Origin of the sequence: Paenibacillus sedimenti, assembly GCF_014534655.1 — a bacterium.
Classification (GTDB): domain Bacteria; phylum Bacillota; class Bacilli; order Paenibacillales; family NBRC-103111; genus Paenibacillus_E; species Paenibacillus_E sedimenti.
Map to the genome: position 1 here is coordinate 443,988 of NZ_JACVVD010000001.1, position 17,619 is coordinate 461,606.

The following is a 17,619-nucleotide window of genomic DNA, read 5'->3' on the forward strand; positions in this document are numbered from 1 at the left end:
GACTTACCATGACACGAGTGATAGATGCAGATGTAGTAGTAATTGGCGGCGGACCCGCAGGCGTCAATGCGGCGATTGCCGCAGGGCGCAACGGGGCGAGGACGGTACTTATCGAGAGATACGGATTTATCGGGGGCATGTCGACGGCAGCGCTCGTCTATCCTTGGATGACTTTCCACACGGTGGAAGGAAAACAGGTCATTCAAGGCATTGCCCAGGAAATGATCGACAGATTGAGTGCCATGGGCGCTTCCCCGGGACACTTGAGAGATACGGTTGGCTTCGTTCATACGATTACGCCTTACCATCCTGAAGTGTATAAGATTCTTGCCATCGACATGCTGAAAGAAGCCGGCGTCAAGCTGATTCTTCACAGCTTCGTCGATCATGTGGAAGTCGAAGGAGACCGTATTCAATCGGTTCAGTTGACTTCCAAATCGGGACGCATCGATGTGCGGGGCAAAGTGTTTGTGGACTCGACAGGCGACGCCGACGTTGCTTATTTAGCAGGCGCTCCATGTCTGCAAGGGCGAGCCGGCGATAACAAAACGCAGCCGATGACGATGAAATTCCGTATGCGCGGAGTTGATCTGAACCGCGTCAAGCAATATATGCTGGAGCATCCGGAGGAGTTTTATCATAAAACGCCTTTTGATGAACTGGCGGATCTTCCGCTATCGGGCGTGCTCGGCTTCTATAAGCATTGGAAGGAAGCGGATTTGCCGATCAACCGCGACCAGGTGTTGTTTTTTACCGGACCGGCTGATGATGAGGTGCTTGTCAATACGACGCGCGTACAGGGGCTGGATGGAACGAACGTGGAGCAATTGACGGATGCGGAAGAATTGGGCCGCAAGCAAGTGATGATGGTCGCGGATTTCATGACCAGCAGTCTGCCCGGGTTCGAGAAAGCGTCGATCTCTCAGGTCGGCGCGCAAATCGGCATTCGGGAAACGCGCCGTATCGACGGGCGTTATTCGCTGCAGGTGGCGGACGTCTTGGAAGGCAGAAGGTTCGATGATGTCATCGCCCGCAGCGGGTATCCGATCGACATTCACGATCCGTCCGGCAATGGCGTTACCGCTGCATGGGTCAAAGGAGACGGAGCCTATGATATTCCGTACCGATGCCTGCTGCCGAAAATAATCGACAATCTGCTTTGTGCGGGAAGATGCATCTCCACGACGCATGAAGCGCTGGCGACGACGCGACTGACGCCAAGCTGCATGGCCACGGGCCAAGCGGCGGGCACAGCGGCCGGCATCGCGGTGCTGCGCGGACTTACCCCGCATCAAATTGATGTCAAAGAGCTGCAGCAGAAATTAATCGAAGGGCATGCTCATCTCGGCGATGCGATTGCATTTCAATGAACAAGTTCCGTCTTGATTTGAATTTTCTTTTATACATGGAAACCACTCATAGCAGTGGTTTTTCTTTTTAGCTTTTTATTGTGAATTGCTAGTCCATAGAGTTTTGCGTATTATCGTACAATTTTGATGTTTATTATAAATACTTGTACCTGTTATAAATTTTATAATGTAACCAAATGAAAGGGGGGAATTTCTATACGGTATCCAATGCAGCCTTTAATTCAACGAGGATGCCGGGCAAAGAAACATTACAATAAATCGTGTGAGAGGATCGATGTTAGCATGCGAAAACGTCCTGTTCGTAAGATTTATACCGTGCCGATGACAATCTTGATGGCCATCAGTATGTTGATGGTTCCATCACTTGCCACCGCCAAGAATAACACAGAGATGCAATTAAACGATAATGGGCCGGTCGGTTGGGATGTCTACAGGCACTTGGAACGGTTACCTGAGCTTGCGTCAGGAACCAAGACCCGGCAGTTTTCCAGTTACGACCGAAGCGGGGGAAATAATGATGGTTTTGAGGGCACATACTCCTGCCTTAGCCAATCGGCAGTCGGTTGTGTAATTGCCGAGTCATCCGGTCCCGGTGAAATTGAGTCCATCTGGTTCACACGAGGCGGTGATTTAAGTGCAACTGGTAAAATCCGGATCGAGCTTGACGGCAATCATATTATTGATGCTTCTTTGAAGGATCTGGTCGAAGGGAAGCTCGGCGCCCCGTTTGTATATCCGTTGGTGGCCAGCTACAGCGAGTCCTCTGGCGGAGTAGTTGTAAAGGTGCCTATGCCCTATCGGCAATCCATGCGGATTACGACGCAAAATAACCCGTTTTTCTATCATGTCACCTACCGTAATTTCTCGAGTGCCGAGGGCATAAAAACTTTCGATCCTAATGACCGTGCAGAGGATGTCATCGAGCTTCTGCGTTCCGCAGGGCAGCGTGATCCCAAACCGATCGTTTCAGGGACTAAGACGACAAATAAGCAATTTGAACTCGCACCCGGAGAACAGGTTACCTTGGCCAAACTCAACGGACCAGGCGCGATCAATGAGCTGCGCTTGCGATTGCCCGAGGTCATAGGCTCTAAAATAAAGGATTTTACTGATGACGGCCGTGCCTTCGGCAAAAACGGATATAGCGAGTTTCGAATTTCAATCGATCCGAATAATGAGGGAGTTCGGCTTATACGCCGTGTTGACCAGAAAATCGGTAACCAGCGTGCTCGTGTCCTCGTTGACGGCGTCGAAGCAGGCGAGTGGAAGCCAATCCCTCCTAAGGATGGGCAGTGGTTCGACCAGGCAGTGGAACTTCCTAAATCCGTCACGGGGGGGAAGTCATCCGTCGTGATCCGCAATGAATTTATTTCTTCCGACCTTGATTTTAATGAGTTTGCCTATTGGGCTGACTCACATGTCGGGGAACAACTCAAGAGGACTGATACCCTTGATGTAGGGCCATCACACAAGACGAACGAGCATGAGCACGCTTATTCGATCAAGGCGCAAACGTGGGAAGGCACCAACACGGCCCGTTACCCGGCCGAAACATTAGATCCGCAAGAAGCTGCGCGAATAGCTGCATCCGATGAGATACTTCGCGATACCCGAATTCAAATCTCTTTCGACGGGCGAAACACTGTCGATGCGCCGATTGGCGAATTTTTCGGATCGGGGCTTGGTGAATATCCGGTTCGGTCATTGTTCTTTGCAATGGATACAAGCGAAGACGGATGGTACTCGGCATGGTGGTTAATGCCCTATCGAGAGACAGCAGCGGTTACCTTGATCAATCATTCAAGTCAAACGATTCGCAGTGCTGACGCAGAAGTCGCATCGGCACCTGGTCACCAATGGGCGAAAGAGCTTTCTCCACATGGTAATTCCGGCTATTTCACAGCATTATCTCGAAGCGAAGACGTTGCTGACGGGAAGGATTATATCTTTGCTGATATAAGCGGGCGCGGTAAATTCGTCGGTGTCAGTCATACGATGAACGGCAAAATTACTTCAGGAAATACGCGCAACTACCTTGAGGGAGACGAGAGGGTGTATGTGGACGGGGCGAAGACTCCGCAGATCTACGGCACCGGAACCGAGGACTTTTACGAGTCGGGCTGGTACTTTAGTTACGGCACTTATTCCAATCCGATGACAGGTAACACCGGTCACGAGCGTAACGGGCTCGGCTGCACATACGAGTGTGATTCCGTCTACCGGCTTTTTATCGGTGATGCGATCTCTTACTTGAACCATCTGCGATTCGGCATCGAGCACGGTCCCGTATCTAATGAACCGGCGCTATATTCGTCTACTGCATACATGTATGCTCAACCGAACTACGGACTGCTACGCACGGATACCCTTGATGTCGGTGATAAGGCCAGTGAGACCTCGCATCAGTACTTCGAAGAAAGTGTGAGCACTCCTGTGAATCTTACTTCCGTATATGAAGGCGACGATGATCATATCCAGGTTAGCGGCATTGGTCGCACCACTACGGGGGCTGTAGAATTTCAGCTTTTAATAGATAAGCAGAACGACGGAGTGCGGCTTCAGCGGACTAGCGATCAGAAGGATCGCTCTCAAGCAGCGCAGGTGTACATTGATGGGAAGCCCGCTGGCCGGTGGTTCCAACCGCTCGGGAACGATAAGCAGCGCTGGCTCGACGATAGCTTTGAGCTGCCGGCTGCTCTGACTTCCGGTAAAAAGGCTATCAAGGTCCGCATTGTACCCGAGGACGGCGCACCTGCCTGGCACGCAGCGGAGTACATCGCTTATAGCCGCGTTAAGCCGTCGGACGACCGTAAATCCCCTTACGAAGTGACGGGGCTTTCAGCTGAAAGCGGTGAGACCAATGAAATTCGTGTATCGTGGCAACCCGCTAATGACAATGTAGGGGTAGCGCACTATCAGGTCTACGCAAGCCGCGAGAACGGGTTTACGCCGGGTCCGGAAACGCTTCTAGGCGAGACAACCGTGACTGGTATTACCTATAAAGCAGGGTTACGTGAAACTTGGCGTTTTCGGGTCGCTGCCGTCGATTACGAAGGTAATACGGGCGGTGCCTCCGCTGAAGTTCAGGCTACAACCGGGAGCAAGCTAATTATAGAAGCAGAAGCGCTTCTGCCCGCATTGGAATCGAGGGCGTCATTTGTGACGGCACAGGGTAACTGCTGCGGTGTCACCTGGTCCGGCGACAAACAGCTGTGGTTATTTGGTATGCAGCCGGGTGACTACGCAACCGTTGCGTTCACAGTGCCTCAGGATGGTTTGTACGATCTTGCTGCAGTATTAACAAAAGCGCGTGATTACGGAGTGGTGCAGTTATCAATCGACGGGCAAAACATAGGTGAAGCCTTTGATGGCTTTAACCCAACCGTCGTGAAGAGTGATCCGATCAATCTCGGAAAGCTGCAACTGAAGTCTGGCCAGCACTCCCTCACCCTAAAAGTAACCGGTAAGTCGGCCTCGTCTACCGGCTATCTCGCGGGAATCGATATATTAAGCTTGCTGCTAAACGACTAGTCATCAATATTACAAGGCTGCCGACGGATGATCCGGGGGCAGTTGCCCACGGCGATCGATTCTCTGTATGAACAGGGAGCGGTCGCTGATTTTTTTTTGTAAGCATGACAAAAAGTTACATGTTTTTTCGCTGAAATAACTTACAATGTGTTTTGTTAAGAAATTGTAAATTTCCATTGTAAGGAGTGCTTGCTTTGTATACGGTCACACTTCATGAGGCTTGCCGTGAGCATAAAAGAAGGATTGGATCGAAAGCGCTGCAGCTCGCGAAATTGACAAATCAAAATATCCGCATACCGGGCGGGTTTGTCATTACATCCGACGCGCTGCATCGTTTCATGTCAGCTAACGGGCTGGGACATGAGCAGGATTGGTCCGATATGGACGAACGGCTCGCCGATGCGGAATTGCCGGATGAAGTATTTCGGGAGGTTGCAGCCGCTTTCGAATCGCTTCAGGATGGGCCTAAGCTTGGTGGCGGGGTGGCGGTGCGCTCTTCCTCGTCAGCAGAGGATTTGGAAGACGCATCATTTGCCGGGCAGTATGAAACGATTCTGAATGTGACGGACTTGACGCATCTGCTGGAAAGCCTGAAACGGTGCTGGTCATCGCTCTTTTCGACGCGTGTGCGAAATTACGCTTGTCAAAAAAACGTCGATTTGGATGTCGAAAGGTTGCCGATGGGCGTTCTCGTTCAGCAGATGGTACAGGCGGATGTGTCGGGCGTCGTCTTCAGCATGAATCCGGTTACCCGGAATCACAATGAAATCGTCATTAATGCAAGCTACGGTTTAGGGGAAGCGATTGTATCAGGACTGGTCACTCCAGATTGCTATTATGTCGGGAAGCAGAATGGACGAGTGAACAAGGAGCTCGGGCCCAAAGAACTGAAGATCGTCGCAGCGGACAAGGAAACGATGGAAGTGGAAACGACAGAGGAAGAACGAAGACGTTACTGTTTGAGCGATGCCCAGGTTCTTGATATCGCCGAACAGACCCGAACCATCGAGGCATTCTTCGGCATGCCGGTTGATATCGAATTTGCCGTGAAGGACGGCCACGTGTATATTTTGCAAGCCAGACCGATTACCGCCTAAACTGGCTGCATTTTATATGAATCATCACCAATATACAACGTTCTATGATGAAAGGATGAGTTTATCAATGAGCAAAGCAACGTTGCAACAACAAATCACGCTTACCGAAGAAGAGAAACAGCAGGGTTTTTGGGTACAGGACGATGTACATTTGTCGCATGCGCTGACGCCGTTGTTCGCGTCTTTTATGGTCCCTGCGGTAACAGAGGGAACCAAATTAGCCTTCGAAAATTTGAAGTTTCCGCTTCTGCAGTTCCGGTTTAAACTAGCGGACGGACGTATTTATCAGGAAAATGTTCCGTATCCGGGCAATCCGGAGGAACGGCTGCAGCAGCATAAGGAGCAGATAGGGCCGATCTTGCCGATGTCTAATAAGATTCTTCAGGAATATGTGGATAACGAATTTTTACCGTTTTATCGTCGTTTGGATGATGCCAGGCAGCAGAAACTCAGCTTGGCGGAGGCGAAGGAGAAGGTACAGGAGCTAATTGATTTTTACCGTAGAGCGTGGCAGCTTCACTTCGAGATCGTTATGCCTCGCGTCGCCTTTATAGCGCTTGAGCAGTTGTACACGCAATTGACCGGCCAAAGCGATTCCGTTGTGATCTATGAGCTATTGTCCGGCGTGATGAATAAATCGCTTGAAACAGACCGGGAACTGTGGAAGCTGGCAGATTGGGCCAAAACGTCTCCGGAGCTGGTCGCATTGTTCGCATCTTCACAGGAAGGCGGCTTCCAAACGCATTTGCAGCAGTGGGAGGCAGGACGGACGCTGCTTGCACGACTTCAGGACCTGCTCGAGGTCTACGGTTACCGCACGGCGAATTCTCACGAATTCAACGATGAGACGTGGGTGGAGAATCCGGAGCATGCCTTGCAGTTTATTTCCGCATACGTACAGAAGGACTATGATTTCGACCGGGAATTCGAGCAGACGGTAAGGCGTCGGGAACTGAAGACAGCCGAAGTTCTTGCGAAGATGCCGGAAGGGGAACTGAAGCAGACTTTCATCACCATGCTTGGGTGGGCGCTCGACAGCTGGGGATTGGATGAAGACCATCATTTTTACATCGACGCGATGCTGCCTGCCAAATCGAGATTGTTCCTGCTGAATCTCGGCGATTTGCTGGTCGAGCAAGATATTGTCGCCAGCAGGAGTGACATTTTCTATCTCTATGCGGATGAGCTGCTTGAGGTTTTGTCGCAGCCGGAATCCCATCAAGACAAAGTGGAAGCGCGCAAGGGCGAACATGAGGCGAATAAGCGCAAGCAGGCGGCGCCTTTCTACGGAACGCCATCTGTACCGATGGATCCGGTGCTCGAGAAGGTATTCGGGGGCAAACCGCCGGAAATCAAGGAGCAGGAGCGCACATTTACCGGATATGCGGCTTCGCAAGGTACATATACCGGTACGGTCAAAGTCATACGGGGTGCGGAAGACTTCGGTAAATTGCAGAACGGTGATGTTCTCGTATGCAGAACGACGACACCTCCTTGGACCGTGCTGTTTTCCATAGCAGGCGCGATTGTGACTGATGCCGGCGGTATCTTGTCTCATGCGGGGACGGTAGCCCGGGAATATAAGCTGCCTGCAGTTGTCGGTTCCAAAGTCGCCACCTCCTTATTGAAAGACGGGGACAAAGTGACGGTGGACGGAACCAAGGGAGTGGTTTATTTTGGGCAATCCTAATGAACGGCTTATCTTAACTTCCATCTTGACGGGAACGTTCCTTGTTCCCGTCAACTCCACCATGATTGCCGTAGGATTGCCGACGATAGCCGATTCTCTTGGCGTCACCCTTACTCAAGTATCCTGGGTGATTACCATTTATTTGATTGTAATGGCCACCATTCAACCCATTGCCGGGAAATTGGGGGATTTGTACGGAAAGCGGAACATGTTCCTGCTCGGCATGCTGCTATTTCTTGTGGCAGCCGCCGCCTGCATAATGTCGTTTAATCTGCTTTGGCTCATCCTGTTTCGGGCGCTGCAGGCGATTGGCGGCGCTATCGCGTCTCCGAACGCCAGTGCATTGATACGCGAAGTTGTGCCGAAGGAAAAGCTAGGCCGAACGTTCGGGACGTTCGGCCTGTTAATGGGGCTAGGCGCGGCAATAGGCCCGCTTGTTGGATCTGTGCTGATTGGCGCATGGGGCTGGACGTCGATATTCTGGATCAACATTCCGTTCGCGCTTTTCAGTCTGCTGCTCGCAGCGCGATACTTGCCCAAAAGCCGTAAACAGGCTGGAGGAGCGGCCCTGGATATTCCAGGTTCTTTGTACTTGACCGCTGGACTGACTTTGTTTACACTGGCCGTCACCCACCCGAAGTTGATGAACGTGTGGACGATAGCTATTTTGGCGCTTACCGTCTTCTTGTTTATTTGGCAGGAGAGACGATGCAGAGAGCCGCTTATCCAGTTTACACTGTTCAAGATCCGTATGTTCACTAGCGCCAACGTCGCCATTTTGCTTAGCAACGCCATCATGTACAGCACGATTCTGGTGATGCCCGTTCTGCTGCAAAATGAATACGGCTACTCGGTGCAAAGAGTCGGTATATTATTGTTTATCTTCTCATTTGCGATGTCCGCATGCTCATGGTTTGGCGGGACGCTTTCAGAGCGTCTGGGCAAGAAGCGGCTTGTCCTGTTGTCTTTCGCTATATCCTTTGCAGCATTGCTAGGATTTCTCGGTATTTATTGGTATCCGACCTTCCCGTACATCGCGCTAGTCTTGCTGGTCGGAGGAATCGGTTCGGGTATGGGGACGCCTTCCATGCAGACCGCTTCGCTGCAAGCCGTCCCTAAAGATGTATCCGGCGTTGCCTCGGGAATCTTCTCTACGTTCCGGTATATCGGCGGCATGGCCGCATCCGTCATGGTTAGCCTTTTTATAGACTACCATGAATTGTTCTACAGCTTGCTGGCTGTAGCTTTGGCAGGACTGCTCGTTTCCGGCGGACTGTCGGAGCGGCGAGTCGCTTCGGATCAAGCGGGGGCGGCATAGCAAATTATTGCCCACGGCGATCGATTCTCTGTATTCAACAGGGAAGGATCGCCGTTTTTCAAACATGACTAAAGTTACATATCTTTTACACTTAAACCTACAATATCCGTAAATGAGGATCCTTTTTTAATTTTATTTTAATACTAGTCATTAATGCCTAGAAGTATTAATTTATATAATACTTATGTACTATTCATTGCCTAATCGTTTATAATCAATTCAGATAAATACATAGATGAATACCGTTAATGGCAAACCCAGCTCTTCAACCTAAATGTTATTGCAAAATGAAACTTCATCTTCGGAGGTTGATACAGTTATGTCACTTCGCCGGAAAATCATGATCTATGTCGGGTTGACCACACTTAGCCTGCTGACGCTTCTGTACCTGATTTCAGAGAGGACATTGCTGAATAATTATAAGCGGATGGAACTGGACGGTTTGCGTGAAAACATGAAGCAAAGCCTGCTTTCCTATTTTGATGAATATACGAATCTAGGCGCAATTACGATCAACTATGCAGGCTGGGATGATACCTACAACTTTGTTGCCAGACCGACAATTCCTGGTAACAACGACCCTTACCTCACAGTCAATTATACCGATTCTTTGTATACATCAAGCCGACTCAATATGACGCTGCTGATGAATAACAGCAAACAAATCTACTTTGGAAAAGCTTACGATTATGCCAATAACCTCCCTCTTGAGTATCCAAGCTCAATGATCAATATGCTAATGAAAGAACATGCTTCTTTCTTTGAACAACCGGATGCTTCTTCCCGTAAGCAGGGGTTATTGATTGTGGACAAGCAGCCTCTGATCGCTGCCTCGTACCCCGTTTTAACGAGCAATAATGAAGGACCCGTTCACGGAACCTTGGTTTTTGCGCGTTTTTTGGATTCGAACTATATTCGGTATATCTCTGAAAAAGCGGACATCCCTATGACAATATCTATTGTGGATCCGTCCTTTAGACCACCTGCGCAAGCCACGGCCATAACAATTTCCAAAAATCGGTCCTTTCCATTTTGGACAGAGTCCGATGAATCGACGATAAAAAGTTTCACTCTGCTTCCGGACGTCGATAATAAACCTGCTATCCTTTTACAGTTCATGAAGCCAAGAGAATTATATCAAGAAGCACAGAGAAGCATCATGTTTTACATGTTCTTTTTCGGGCTTTCCGGATTGGTATTCTTCTTTATCATTAGTTACGTCCTTCAGCGAACGATATTTGCCAGATTGAACCATACGATAGGCGGTATGAATGTCATTAAGACGAAACAAGATTTTTCGATTCGCATCCGGGAATCCGGCAGAGACGAGATTACTCAACTGGAGAAGTCGTTTAACCACATGATGTCGTCGCTCGAAAAATCGCAAAATGAGATCCAATATCAAGCGAATCATGATAAGCTGACTAATCTTGCTAATCGGAAAGCTTTTTTTGAGTACCTCGAGGACAGGATCAGACACAGCCAACAGGTTAATTCCAGCTTTGCCGTCATCTTTATCGACCTGGACCGGTTTAAATTAATCAACGATACGATGGGACATCATATGGGCGACCTGCTGCTGAAGGAGGTTTCCGTGAGATTGCGGCGCTGTATCAAGGAAGGTGAATTCCTTTGCCGGTTGGGAGGCGATGAGTTTTGTATCATTTCTCAGGCTGTTCATGACTTCGGCCAAATCGATCACCTGGCGAAAGTCATCAAAGAGACGATCAATGCGCCCTATGTTCTCGGTGGCTATCATGCCTCGATATCGGCCAGTATCGGAATAAGCTTGTATCCGGAACACGGTACCGATTCGGAGAGCCTGCTGCATCATTCCGACATGGCTATGCTGGATGTTAAAGAAACCGGTAAAAATAATTACCGTTGGTTTTCGGATACGATTGAGGATATTCGGACAAGAAGAATGCTTATTGAGCAATTCTTGAAAGATGCGATCAATGGCGAAGAGCTTACCCTTCATTACCAGCCTAAATGGGATCTTGTGCAAAATAAAATTGCCGGGGTGGAAGCGCTTCTCAGGTGGACGAACCCGCAGCTTGGGCACGTTTCACCCTACGAATTTATTCCCATTGCCGAGTCTTCCGGCATCATTAACGATATGGGCGAATGGATTATGCGAACGGCATGCCGGCAATTCGTCGCTTGGCAAAAGCAATCTCCCGGCATGTCTCTGATTGTTGCCATCAATATATCAGGCGTCCAGTTGCTTCAGCCCAATTTTATTGAACGGATTCAAGGCGTATTTACTGATGAAAACGTCGATCCGTGCCATTTTGAACTGGAAGTGACCGAAAGCTTTGCGATTGAAAACTTTGAAGAAGTGATCAACATTCTTGTCGAATTGCGAAATTTGGGATTTATGATTTCGATCGACGATTTTGGAGCAGGTTACTCTTCGATGAAATATGTATGCCAACTGCCCATACAATGTATGAAAATTGATAAAACGCTGATTGATCAACTGGCAGATAACGTTCGAAGCCAAGTTGTCGTCTCGACATTAATAGAAATGGCACACCGGCTTAAACTTACCGTAGTGGCGGAGGGAGTTGAACTGCCGGAGCAGCTTCATCTTCTCCGAACGTACCGGTGCGATCAAATTCAAGGATTTCTTATCAGTAAACCGGTACCGGCCGACCGGGTTATTGAGTTGTTACATACAAATGATTTAGTTAGATGAGCTAAAAAAGCAGATCACACCCATGTAACTGATTACTGGAGTATGATCTGTTTTTTTCTGTTTAAAATGAATCAGAATACCTCAGTAAATTGAATTCTTGGGGGGGTGTTTGTTATAGTGAAAAGAAAGCGCTTTCCTTTATGCTCAGGTCAGTTGCAGCAAAATCATTATGCAGTCCATACTAAAATCCGGGAAGTAGGCTGATCGATGTCCGCTTCGAAATTTTGGGATATGTTTGCGTCTCGTCCTTATTCGCTGAAATATCGTCTTATCTTTATGCTGTTTATTAGTTCTCTGACCCCGCTAGTACTGATCGGTACGATATCCTACTTTTCAATGTACGCGATCCTCAAGAACAAGGCAGAAGCCGGCGTAAAAAGCAATCTGCATCAGGTCAGAATTTCACTTGAAAATACGCTCAGCCAATTAAATCACACCTCCCAGCAGCTTGCATTTGACGGACGGGTCGGACAAAAGCTGGACAATTATCTTACGACTGATCTGTATCAGAAAAAGCTGCTGAACGATGAGATACAGAGCCAGCTTAATCTGATCCATTTTACGAATCCTACGCTTGGGCTCATCTTCTATTATCTGGGAAATGAAAAAGAGATATTGTTTGAGAACTTCTCAGTTCGCGAGTACAGCGATCTAAGCAAGCTCCCTAAGCTGTTCAGCTTCAACACAATCACGTATTTCGGGCCTCATCTGTCGCTTAATCCAATCGATGGCAACCAGGTTCTATCCATTATGCGCCAGGTGGAGATTCCGGGACGAAACGATATCTACGTATATATCGAGACCAATTTCAAGCTGGCGGAAAGCATCATCAGCAGCGATCAATTCGGGAATCACCTGGCCCATTTCATTGTAGACAATGAGGGGCGGATTGCTTACAGCGAAAACCAACGGGATTTTCCTGTCGGAGCGTTATATGCCTCTGAGTCTAATGATGACGGTCGGAGCAAGTACTACCGGTTCGAGGAGACCAGCAACCAGTCATGGAAAGTTGTTGCAGCGATCCCCGAGGCTGATTACCGGCTGGAGATCAACCGGTGGATCAAGCAATTCGTATTGTCGGCTTTTCTGACACTTGCGGCAAGCGGATTCATCGCATGGATCATCTGGCGTATGATGTACAGGCCGCTAAACCTGTTGATCATGGACATCCGTAATGTGAAAAACAATACGGAATTTTCACCGGCCAGGCGGTCGCGGATCGCGGAATTCGCCGTCATCTACCGGGAGTTTGCCGAGATGCGAAGCCGGATCGGGGGATTGATCGACGAGGTGGAACGCAAAGAACAGAGCAAGGCGCTGCTGGAGGTGGAGAAGCTGATGACGCAGATCAACCCTCACTTCATCCATAATACACTCGATACGATTCGCTGGCTGGCTCGAGCCAACGGGCAAAAGGAGATCGACAGGCTGGTTTCCACACTGAACAAAGTGCTTTATTACAATCTGGGTAAAGGCGGGCAAGCCCGCATCAAGGACGAGATCGAAGCGTTAAAACATTACGTTGAATTGCAGGGCATCCGCTACAATTTTGAATTCGACATTAAGATTCACGCATCCGATAAGGCACTGGAATTGGCTATCCCCCGTTTCATCCTTCAGCCGCTCGTAGAAAATGCCCTTTATCACGGTCTTGAAGACAAAGGTGTGATCGAAGTTGGGGTGGAAGAAGACGGGGGAACACATGTCATGATTAGCGTCAAGGACAACGGGGACGGCATGTCGGAAGAAGAAATCAGCAGTCTGATGAGTGAGACAACGGAGAATCGCAAGAAAGTGGGCATGGGGATCGGTCTGCAATATGTTAACCGAATGATCAAATTTCAATTCGGAGCATCAGCGAGCTTTCGGATTGAGAGTCAGCTGGGAGGCGGCACGACGATACGGCTTCGTTTGCCGGTCATGCAGGAGGAGGAGCGTAATGATCAATGTTTTAATCGTGGATGACGATCATTTGGTTCGTAAGGGCTTCATCGCGATGATGCCTTGGGAAATATACGGTCTTCGTGTCGTTGGTGAAGCTGGGAACGGCAAAAAAGCGCTGGAATTCATGGAACGGCACCAAGTGGATTTGCTGATTACGGACTTGGCGATGCCGGTGATGTCGGGACTCGAGTTAATGAAAGAAGTTAAACATCGCTATCCGGAGACAGATATGGTCGTTCTGACTTTTCATCAGGATTTCGAACTGATCCAGGAAGCGCTGCGGCTCGGTGCTCTGGATTATATTACCAAAATAGAACTGGAACAAGAGCAGCTCGATGAAGTGCTGCGCCGGGTTGTTGAACGTATCCATCAATGGAAGGCGCTTACGGAGTCCCATGCTTCCTCCAGACAGCGTGAAAAGGACGATGATCACCTTGATCGTCATATATCGATGCAGGAGCTTCATGAAATTGGGGAATGCTGGGCAAAGCCGGATTGGATGATGGATGAGAGAGTGTTCAGGGGCCTAATCGACGAAACCGATCGGCTGAAACTTACTGCCGCTCAGCTGGAACGTTTGTTTTACGTTGCCGCAGATCATTGGAAGAGACTGTTCGGAAGCGAATTTTTGCCGGAAGCTTTTCCAGGTCGCCAGTACGCGGACTGGAATGATTGGGCAGCATGGCTGGAGGAAGTCCGTGCAGCCGCAGAGACCTATAACCGATCGAAGGACTACTCGGCTGAAGTGAAAGCGAGCATCTGGAAAGCCGTCGATTTCATTCAGCGCGAGCTTCAAGAGAATCTTCATTTGCTTGATGTAGCCAAACGGGTCAATATGAGCCGAAGTTATTTCAGCCGCTGTTTCAGAGATATTGTCGGGCAGACATTTAACGATTACGTCAGGGATATCCGGGTGGAGCACGCCAAGGCGCTCTTGCGGCAAACCGGGAAAACGATCGGATGGATCGCTGCTCAGTCCGGTTATCCGAATGAGAAATATTTTTGCCGCGTGTTTCGCGATGTGACCGGGATGCTGCCTAGCGAGTTTCGGAAAAAAGAAAATGAATCAAAACGCCAAGTATAGCGCTTAACCCCTTCTTCATATCAGGCTTACAAAAAACGGCAGAAAGGGAGAGAGTTCCGTACTATCATTCGAACTAGCAGGGCATGGTTACAATCCGTCCTCGAACCGGTATACTTTTGTCTTTTCAATCACCCGGAAGTTTGAATGAGAGATGAAATGTTACCGAATTCAAGACGCAATCTGACGCTGATACCCATTATTTTAACTATGATTAAGGTAGAAGGGCATACAAGGAGGGACAAGAATGAAAAAAGGGAAATCGCTTATTCTACTCGTACTTACCGCCGCGTTCGTGTCAGCGTGCACCAGCCAGAATCCAGGGGCGAGCACGAATACCGGCGGCAATGCCTCAGCTGTGCCAAACGAAAAAGTCGACCAGTTCAAAATGCCCAATCCGATTGAAATCACGACCTTTAAAGGAGTTACGGCAGGGGCGAAACTTCCGGAAGGAGATACGGCGGAAAATAACCAATACACACGGTACATCAAAGATAAGACAAACATCTCGTTTAAATTGCTTTGGTACGCTTCGGGAGCGGACTATACGCAAAAGCTCAACCTCGCCGTAGCAAGCAATGATATTCCCGACATTATGCTCGTCGACGAGGGGACGTTCCTGAGCCTCGCAGCCGCCGGTCAACTTGAAGATTTGTCCAAAGTATATGAAAAATATGCATCACCGTTGACAAAAGAGCTTTACAACTCGACCGGCAATAAGGCTATTGAGAAGGCAACCTATAAAGGCAAACTCATGGGGATTCCGAACATCAGCGTACAAGCGGATGCGATGAGCTTCCTTTGGGTTCGAAAGGACTGGATGGAGAAGCTTGGCCTCCAGGCTCCGAAATCGGTCGACGATATCGCGACGATTGCCAAAGCGTTCGTCGAGAAAGATCCGGACGGCAACGGCAAAACCGATACGATCGGGTTGACGGGATACGACAAAGCGTTCGAAAACGGAGGCAAAGCTAGTTTCCATAACTTTAAAGGGCTATTCGAGGCGTATAACGCTTACCCTACGAATTGGGTGAAGGACAGTTCCGGGAATGTCGTCTATGGTTCTACGCTGCCAGAGACGAAGCAGGCGCTCGGCAAACTTCGTGAAATGTACGCCGCAGGCTTGATTGACAAGGAATTCGCCATCCTGAAAAATGCGAACCCCAATGTCATTAGCGGCAAATCTGGTTTGTTCTTCGGACCTTGGTGGGCAACCGGCATGATCGCCGATACGTTCACCAACAACCCAAAAGCCGATTTCACCCCTTATTTGATCATGGATGCGAAAGGCCAGAAAAACAATCTGATGGTTCCGGTCAGCAACCGCTTCATCGTCGTCAAAAAAGGAATGAAACATCCGGAAGCTGCGATGATTTATGCAAACAATTTTATTGCCGCACAGCGAAAAGTGGATCCGGACGCCTTGAAGCTGGATTTCTCCATTGATGCCAGCTATTGGCCGATTGGCAATGCCACTTATGACTATGCGGACGCCGTGGAACGTAAGTCCGAGATGCTCAAGAAGGCAATGAGCGGCGCGATGAAGCCGGAAGAGCTGAACCCGGAAATGAAAGATATGTATGACAAAGCGATGCGCGACAAAGCGAATCCCCGCAAGGACGTTAAGGACTGGAAGGGATACTGGGGATACACCGTTCCGGCAGAAGTGCTGAAGCAGAATTACAATAAAGTGTACAGCGAATATACGGCCGTCACCAAAACGATGGAACGGAAGTGGGCGAATCTGCAAAAGCTGGAGACGGAAGCGTTCTTTAAAATTGTCATGGGCGATCAGCCTCTTGATTCGTTTGACAAATTCGTAAGCGATTGGAAAGCTCAGGGCGGCGACGAAATCACGAAAGAAGTCCAAAACGAGCTTAAGGCAGCCAGCAAGTAATCTTGACATCGGGTAAGCAAAGAAGCACCTCCCTTCGAGTAAGGCGGTGCTTTCTTCGCTTATCGACCGGAGGTGAGCCGAGCATGAACATCAAATCTTACTATAAGCATTACCATCTGATGCTGCTTCCCGGCATCATCCTTTTGATCGTTTTTCATATCGTGCCGATGTTCGGTATTGCCATCGCCTTTCAAGATTTCCGGATCGGCCGAGGCATCTTAGGATCTGAATGGATCGGTCTCGAGAACTTCAAATATTTATTTGAGATTAATGATAGCGGCATTATTTTATACAATACGGTCTTCATTTCATTATGCAAAATTATCGTACACTTGATCGTACCGCTCATTTTTGCGGTGCTGTTGAACGAAGTTCGCTTCATGATGGTCAAACGGTGGGTGCAGACCATCGTATATCTCCCGCACTTCTTATCCTGGGTGATCCTAGCGGGAGTTATTATTGAGATGTTCTCTTTAAGAGGGATCATCAACTATTCGCTGAAGGCCATGGGAATGGAACCGGTCATGTTTTTGACCAGCAATACCTGGTTTCCCGCCATTGTGGTCGGCACCGATATTTGGAAAGAATTCGGATTCGCCGCCATCGTCTATCTGGCCGCGCTCGCCGGCATCAATCCTTCGCTGTATGAAGCTGCGGAGATAGACGGGGCGAATAGGATCAAGCAAATTTGGTACATCACGCTGCCAAGTCTGATGACGACGACGGTGCTGCTCGCTACTCTCAGCATCGGCAACATTTTAAATGCCGGATTCGATCAAATCTTCAATCTGTACAATCCCGTTGTCTATCAATCGGGAGATATTATTGATACTTACGTGTACCGGGTCGGACTGGTTCAAGCCCAGTACGGCTTCGCAACAGCCGTCGGTTTGCTGAAATCGGTGATCGGGTTTATCCTGATCGTCCTTTCATACCGCATCGCTTACAAATTCGCTAATTACCGCATCTTCTGAGGAGGCAGGTTAAAAC

10 protein-coding genes are annotated in these 17,619 nt (G+C 49.0%); all 10 read left to right on the top strand.

The window, feature by feature from the left end; genetic code table 11:
• Nucleotides 1-8 precede the first annotated feature (8 nt).
• The 10 genes from ICC18_RS01410 (at nucleotide 9) to ICC18_RS01455 (ending at nucleotide 17,603) form a co-directional block, all read left to right on the top strand.
• A complete protein-coding gene (locus ICC18_RS01410; RefSeq protein ID WP_188172593.1) occupies nucleotides 9-1,370 on the top strand; it encodes an FAD-dependent oxidoreductase in 1,362 nt (453 codons plus the stop codon).
• A 282-nt stretch (nucleotides 1,371-1,652) separates the two neighbouring features.
• Entirely contained in the window at nucleotides 1,653-4,901 is a 3,249-nt protein-coding gene (locus ICC18_RS01415) for a DUF2961 domain-containing protein (RefSeq protein ID WP_188172594.1), read from the top strand.
• Between the two features lie 194 nt (nucleotides 4,902-5,095).
• Entirely contained in the window at nucleotides 5,096-5,998 is a 903-nt protein-coding gene (locus ICC18_RS01420) for a PEP/pyruvate-binding domain-containing protein (RefSeq protein ID WP_188172595.1), read from the top strand.
• A gap of 67 nt (nucleotides 5,999-6,065) precedes the next feature.
• Nucleotides 6,066-7,688: a PEP-utilizing enzyme gene (locus tag ICC18_RS01425; protein WP_188172596.1), complete on the top strand. Its 1,623-nt coding sequence runs from the start codon at nucleotides 6,066-6,068 to the stop codon at nucleotides 7,686-7,688.
• Nucleotides 7,675-9,006, top strand: a complete 1,332-nt coding sequence (locus ICC18_RS01430) for an MFS transporter (RefSeq protein ID WP_223192246.1) — start codon at nucleotides 7,675-7,677, stop codon at nucleotides 9,004-9,006. Before ICC18_RS01425 ends, ICC18_RS01430 begins: the two co-directional genes overlap by 14 nt.
• Before the next feature lie 319 nt (nucleotides 9,007-9,325).
• Nucleotides 9,326-11,707: an EAL domain-containing protein gene (locus tag ICC18_RS01435; protein WP_188172597.1), complete on the top strand. Its 2,382-nt coding sequence runs from the start codon at nucleotides 9,326-9,328 to the stop codon at nucleotides 11,705-11,707.
• 207 nt (nucleotides 11,708-11,914) lie between these two features.
• Nucleotides 11,915-13,672, top strand: a complete 1,758-nt coding sequence (locus ICC18_RS01440) for a sensor histidine kinase (protein ID WP_188172598.1) — start codon at nucleotides 11,915-11,917, stop codon at nucleotides 13,670-13,672.
• Nucleotides 13,647-14,735: a response regulator transcription factor gene (locus tag ICC18_RS01445; RefSeq protein WP_188172599.1), complete on the top strand. Its 1,089-nt coding sequence runs from the start codon at nucleotides 13,647-13,649 to the stop codon at nucleotides 14,733-14,735. Before ICC18_RS01440 ends, ICC18_RS01445 begins: the two co-directional genes overlap by 26 nt.
• A 244-nt stretch (nucleotides 14,736-14,979) precedes the next feature.
• Nucleotides 14,980-16,629 (top strand): extracellular solute-binding protein, encoded by a 1,650-nt coding sequence (locus ICC18_RS01450; protein ID WP_188172600.1) that lies wholly within the window; start codon nucleotides 14,980-14,982, stop codon nucleotides 16,627-16,629.
• Nucleotides 16,630-16,712: 83 nt separating this feature from the next.
• Nucleotides 16,713-17,603, top strand: coding sequence for an ABC transporter permease (locus ICC18_RS01455; RefSeq protein WP_188172601.1), 891 nt, complete (start codon nucleotides 16,713-16,715; stop codon nucleotides 17,601-17,603).
• The last annotated feature ends 16 nt before the right edge of the window (nucleotides 17,604-17,619 follow it).

Bases quoted from the DNA above. Each gene is read 5' to 3' on its own strand.
- ICC18_RS01410 (WP_188172593.1), top strand. From the start codon at position 9: ATGACACGAGTGATAGATGCAGATGTAGTAGTAATTGGCGGCGGACCC.
- ICC18_RS01415 (WP_188172594.1), top strand. From the start codon at position 1,653: ATGCGAAAACGTCCTGTTCGTAAGATTTATACCGTGCCGATGACAATC.
- ICC18_RS01425 (WP_188172596.1), top strand. From the start codon at position 6,066: ATGAGCAAAGCAACGTTGCAACAACAAATCACGCTTACCGAAGAAGAG.
- ICC18_RS01435 (WP_188172597.1), top strand. From the start codon at position 9,326: ATGTCACTTCGCCGGAAAATCATGATCTATGTCGGGTTGACCACACTT.
- ICC18_RS01440 (WP_188172598.1), top strand. From the start codon at position 11,915: ATGTCCGCTTCGAAATTTTGGGATATGTTTGCGTCTCGTCCTTATTCG.
- ICC18_RS01445 (WP_188172599.1), top strand. From the start codon at position 13,647: ATGATCAATGTTTTAATCGTGGATGACGATCATTTGGTTCGTAAGGGC.
- ICC18_RS01450 (WP_188172600.1), top strand. From the start codon at position 14,980: ATGAAAAAAGGGAAATCGCTTATTCTACTCGTACTTACCGCCGCGTTC.
- ICC18_RS01455 (WP_188172601.1), top strand. From the start codon at position 16,713: ATGAACATCAAATCTTACTATAAGCATTACCATCTGATGCTGCTTCCC.